The following is a 3,668-nucleotide window of genomic DNA, read 5'->3' as shown; positions in this document are numbered from 1 at the left end:
CGGTCGGGACTGCTCCCGCGCCGGTCGTCGCCCTGCGCCGAGGCGAGGGGCCCGGCGCGCAGGCCGCGCCGCGCGGCGGCGGTGATCGCCAGGCCGCCCTCCGACGAGACGGTCGCCGACGCCGGCGCGTCCAGCAGGGAGACGCCCTGCGGCAGGGCCTCCTGCCGGTCGGCCCGGCCCACGAGGAAGACGCGGCCGTTCGCCCCCGACCGTACGCTCAGCTCGCCCAGCGGCCCCGACGCCAGCTCGCGGGTCTGGCCGGCGGCGTACTGCCGGATCCGGACCGACTCCCCGTCGCGCGCGGCGAAGGCGACCCCGCCGTCGGCGGTGGCGCGCAGGTCGAAGGGCACCGAACCGGCGTCCGCGAGCTGCCGGAGCGCCCCGCCGTCCTGCACCTCGACGAGGCGCGTCCCGTGCGCAGCGACGACCGTGCCGCCGACCGGGACGGCCGAGGTGACCTGGCCCTCGGCGACGACGGCCCGGGTCACCCGCTTGGTGACGGTGTCCACGGTGAGCAGGCGGGTGGTGCCGTGCCGGTCGCTGACGCCCTGGGTGAGCGCGACCGTGTCACCGGCCCCGCAGCCCGGGTTGAAGTAGGCGAGCGTCACCTGGTCCTTGAGCTTGGTGACCGCTCCGGTCTGGACGTCGACGACGGCGGCGAACGCGCCCCGGCCGAACAGCCACGGGCGGTTGGTGAAGTGGCGCGGCGCGTAGACGGCCACGATCCTGCCGCCGGAACCGGTCAGGCAGGCGTTGCCGATCCACTGGTCGGTGTCCATGCCGGGCTCGCTGAGCGTGGCGACGGTCCGCCACTGGTAGCCCGTGGCGGCCGTGGCCGTGAGCACGTGGAACCCGGTCGCGTCACCCGTCGCGGCGAGCGCGACGTCGGCGGAGGCGTGCCAGCCCGCGCCGAGCACGCGGTCGCGCAGCTCCGGCTGGACCGAGGACAGCCCGAGGGCGGCCGGCGGGGGCGCCGGATCCGCCGCCGCGGAGGTGACGGGGGTGATCAGGGAGGACAGACAGGCGGCGATCGTGGCGCTGATCAGCAGCCGCCGCCGGAGGTGTCTCATAACGCTCCAGGAGGGGAGGCACGTTTCCCGGCAGCATCACCACGCCGCCTTGACACGGCCTTGCCATCACCGGGCCAGCTGCACCACATAACCGACGGCCGTCACCGTCGCCGTCGTCCCGAGCAGCAGCGTCAGCGCCCTCTCTCCCGCGCGCCGGGCCACGGCCGCGCCGAGCAGCGCCCCGGCGATCCCGCCGAGCCCCGTCGCGATCCCGACGTGCCAGACCGGCGCGGCCGGCGGCGTCCCGATGTGGAAGGCGTCGAACAGGCTGTACGCCACCAGTCCGCTCAGCGACGTCGACAGCGTCGACGTGAGGGCCAGGGGCGCGGCCCGCGCCACGCTCTGGTGCGCCACGGCCACCAGCACCGGCGCCAGCATCGACCCCCCGCCGATCCCGATCGTCCCCCCGATCGCCCCGGTCACCAGGGCCAGCACCGCCAGCGGCAGCGGCCGGACGGGCGGCGAGTCGCCGTCGCGCACCCGCGCCTTTCGCACCGCCCGCACCAGCAGCTGGACGCCCAGCGGCGCCAGCACCGCGATCACCAGCAGGCGGAACCGCGCCGGATCGGCGAACAGCGTCACCCGCCCGTAGGCCCCGACCACCGCCGCCGGCACGCACGCGCCCGCGACCACGAGCAGCTCGGCCGCCCGCCCCCGGAACCCCGGCGCCCGCAGCAGCGCCAAGGGGGTCGACATCGCGTTGAAGACGAGGTTGGTCGCGCTGATGGCGGGCCCGCTCACCCCCAGGACGCTCGCCTGCAGCGGCAGCAGGAACACCGCGCCGGACACCCCGACCGGCGTGCCGAGCGCCGCCACCAGGAAACCGGCCACCAGCGCCAGCGCCACTTCAGTCATGTCCCGGTCTCTCCGCCGACGATTGTCCACGAACATAGTAGGGAATGACTGAAATCACCGATAAGGGCCGGTGACCTCGCGGAGGCGTTCCAGGGCCCGGCGCAGCGCGGCGGCGTCGGGCTCACCCAGATGGGCGACCCACTCGGCCTCGACCTCGACCTTCCGCGCGACGGCGACCCCGGCCCCGGCCTCCGACAGCCGCACCAGCCGCGCCCGCGCGCCCGCCGGGTCGGGCACCCGCTCGACGTAGCCGGCCTTCTCAAGCTGGTTCACCGGGAACGTCGCGGTCTGCTTGGTGACCCCGGCTGGTTCGGCCAGGTCGCCGATCCTGGTGCCGTCGGGGCCGATGCTGGCCAGGACGCGGCCCTGGGCGATGGTGAACGCGCATCCCGCCTCCTCGATGGCCGCGCTCACGCGGGCCTCCATGGCCCGGGAGGTCGCGGCCCACCTCACCCTGGCCCACACCCGTCCGGGCGTGGCCCTCGCCCGGGAGCTGCTGACGCCCTCGTGCACGGCCAGGACATGGCCCTCCCGCTGGGCCGCGACCGGCCGATGCCGGTCGAGGCCGCGATGGCGGCGGCCGACCGCGTCTGGACGATGGGCTTCCCGTTCCGCGCCGGGAAGGCCATCGCGGGCCTGGAGCTGGTCGCGACCGACTGCGCGTGGGGCGTGGGCTCCGGCCGCCCCGTCGAGGGCCCGATCGCGGGCCTGCTGCTGCTGATCACCGGAAGGGGGCGGGGTTAGGGTGCGGGGCATGACACTGCACGACCGCGCCCGCGCCTACCTGGACCGATTCCCCCCGGCCGTCGACTACGTCCCGCCGACCCTCGCCGAGATCCAGGAGAGCCGTCCCGTCGACGGCGACGCCGAGGGCCGGAGCCCGCGAATCCCCCTGCACGAGATCACCGACACCGAGATCGCCGGGGTGCCGGTCAGGATCTTCCGCCCTGCGCCCGGCGACCTCCCGGTCGTCGTCTACGTCCACGGGGGCGGCTTCGTCTTCGGCAGCGCCGACGTCGACGACCCGATGTGCCGCGACCTCGCGGTCCGGGCGGGCGCGCTGGTCGTCTCTATCGACTACCGTCTCGCGCCCGAGCACCCGTTCCCGGCCGCCGTCGACGACTGCTGGGCCGTGGTGGAAAGGGTCCTGCGCGACCACGAGACGGTCGCGATCATGGGGGAGAGCGCCGGGGCCAACCTCGCCACCGTCTGCGCCGCCCTGGCCCGCGACGCGGGGCTGACCCTCACGCACCAGCTGCTCGTCTATCCGTGTACGGAGATGCGTACCGACACCAAGGGTTTCGCCGAGGAGGGCCACCACAACCTCGAGACCGCCCGCGTGACCTGGCTCTTCGACCAGTACGCCGGCGCCGCCGACCGCACCGACCCCCGATTCGCCCCGGCCCTGCTCGAAGACAAGACCGGCCTGGCCCCGGCCACGGTCATCACGGCCGAACACGACCCGCTGACCGCCGAGTGCGAACGCTACGCGGCCGACCTCGGCGCCGCCTACCGCTGCTTCCCCGGCACCCTGCACGGCTTCTTCGGCCTGCCCGGCTTCTTCCCCGAGGCGGCGGAGGCCAGGGCGTACGCCGCCGACCGCCTCACGGCGTCGTTCTAGTGTCCTGAAGCGTTAATGCGTTGTCAGTGGGCAGCGATGTCCCATGCCGTTGCCGACAGCAGTGCCGATCGTGCTCACTGACAACGAACGAGAACAATTACTCGCCTGGTCCCGCCGACCAT

5 protein-coding genes are annotated in these 3,668 nt (G+C 74.5%); 2 read left to right on the top strand and 3 right to left on the bottom strand.

The annotated features are described in order from the left end of the window. The 3 genes from FDA94_RS38795 to FDA94_RS38785 all read right to left on the bottom strand — a co-directional run. Window positions 1-1,070, bottom strand: a 1,070-nt coding sequence (locus tag FDA94_RS38795; protein WP_212735711.1) for a hypothetical protein, incomplete at its 3' end; no start/stop codon positions are given. Between the two features lie 66 nt (window positions 1,071-1,136). Next, window positions 1,137-1,925, bottom strand: a complete 789-nt coding sequence (locus FDA94_RS38790; protein WP_137252001.1) for a TSUP family transporter — start codon at window positions 1,923-1,925, stop codon at window positions 1,137-1,139. A gap of 54 nt (window positions 1,926-1,979) precedes the next feature. After that, the gene (locus FDA94_RS38785; protein WP_246060394.1) at window positions 1,980-2,339 is read right to left on the bottom strand and encodes a MarR family winged helix-turn-helix transcriptional regulator; all 360 of its coding nucleotides are present in this window, start codon (window positions 2,337-2,339) and stop codon (window positions 1,980-1,982) included. A 108-nt stretch (window positions 2,340-2,447) separates the two neighbouring features. Here FDA94_RS38785 and FDA94_RS38780 point away from each other — a divergent pair, with 108 nt between their 5' ends. Together FDA94_RS38780 and FDA94_RS38775 are read left to right on the top strand one after the other, a co-directional pair. Then, entirely contained in the window at window positions 2,448-2,669 is a 222-nt protein-coding gene (locus FDA94_RS38780; RefSeq protein ID WP_212735710.1) for a hypothetical protein, read from the top strand. A 10-nt stretch (window positions 2,670-2,679) separates the two neighbouring features. Next, window positions 2,680-3,546 carry an alpha/beta hydrolase gene (locus FDA94_RS38775; protein WP_137251999.1) on the top strand — a complete coding sequence of 289 codons (867 nt, stop codon included), beginning with the start codon at window positions 2,680-2,682 and terminating at the stop codon, window positions 3,544-3,546. The last annotated feature ends 122 nt before the right edge of the window (window positions 3,547-3,668 follow it).

Source organism: Herbidospora galbida (assembly GCF_005233835.1).
GTDB lineage: Bacteria > Actinomycetota > Actinomycetes > Streptosporangiales > Streptosporangiaceae > Herbidospora > Herbidospora galbida.
Note: the sequence above shows the minus strand (reverse complement) of the source record. Positions and strands in the feature narration are given on the sequence as shown.

What these genes read in the sequence shown, in the direction of transcription:
- FDA94_RS38790 (WP_137252001.1), bottom strand. Translation starts at nt 1,925, where the DNA reads ATGACTGAAGTGGCGCTGGCGCTGGTGGCCGGTTTCCTGGTGGCGGCG.
- FDA94_RS38775 (WP_137251999.1), top strand. Translation starts at nt 2,680, where the DNA reads ATGACACTGCACGACCGCGCCCGCGCCTACCTGGACCGATTCCCCCCG.
- FDA94_RS38780 (WP_212735710.1), top strand. Translation starts at nt 2,448, where the DNA reads ATGGCCCTCCCGCTGGGCCGCGACCGGCCGATGCCGGTCGAGGCCGCG.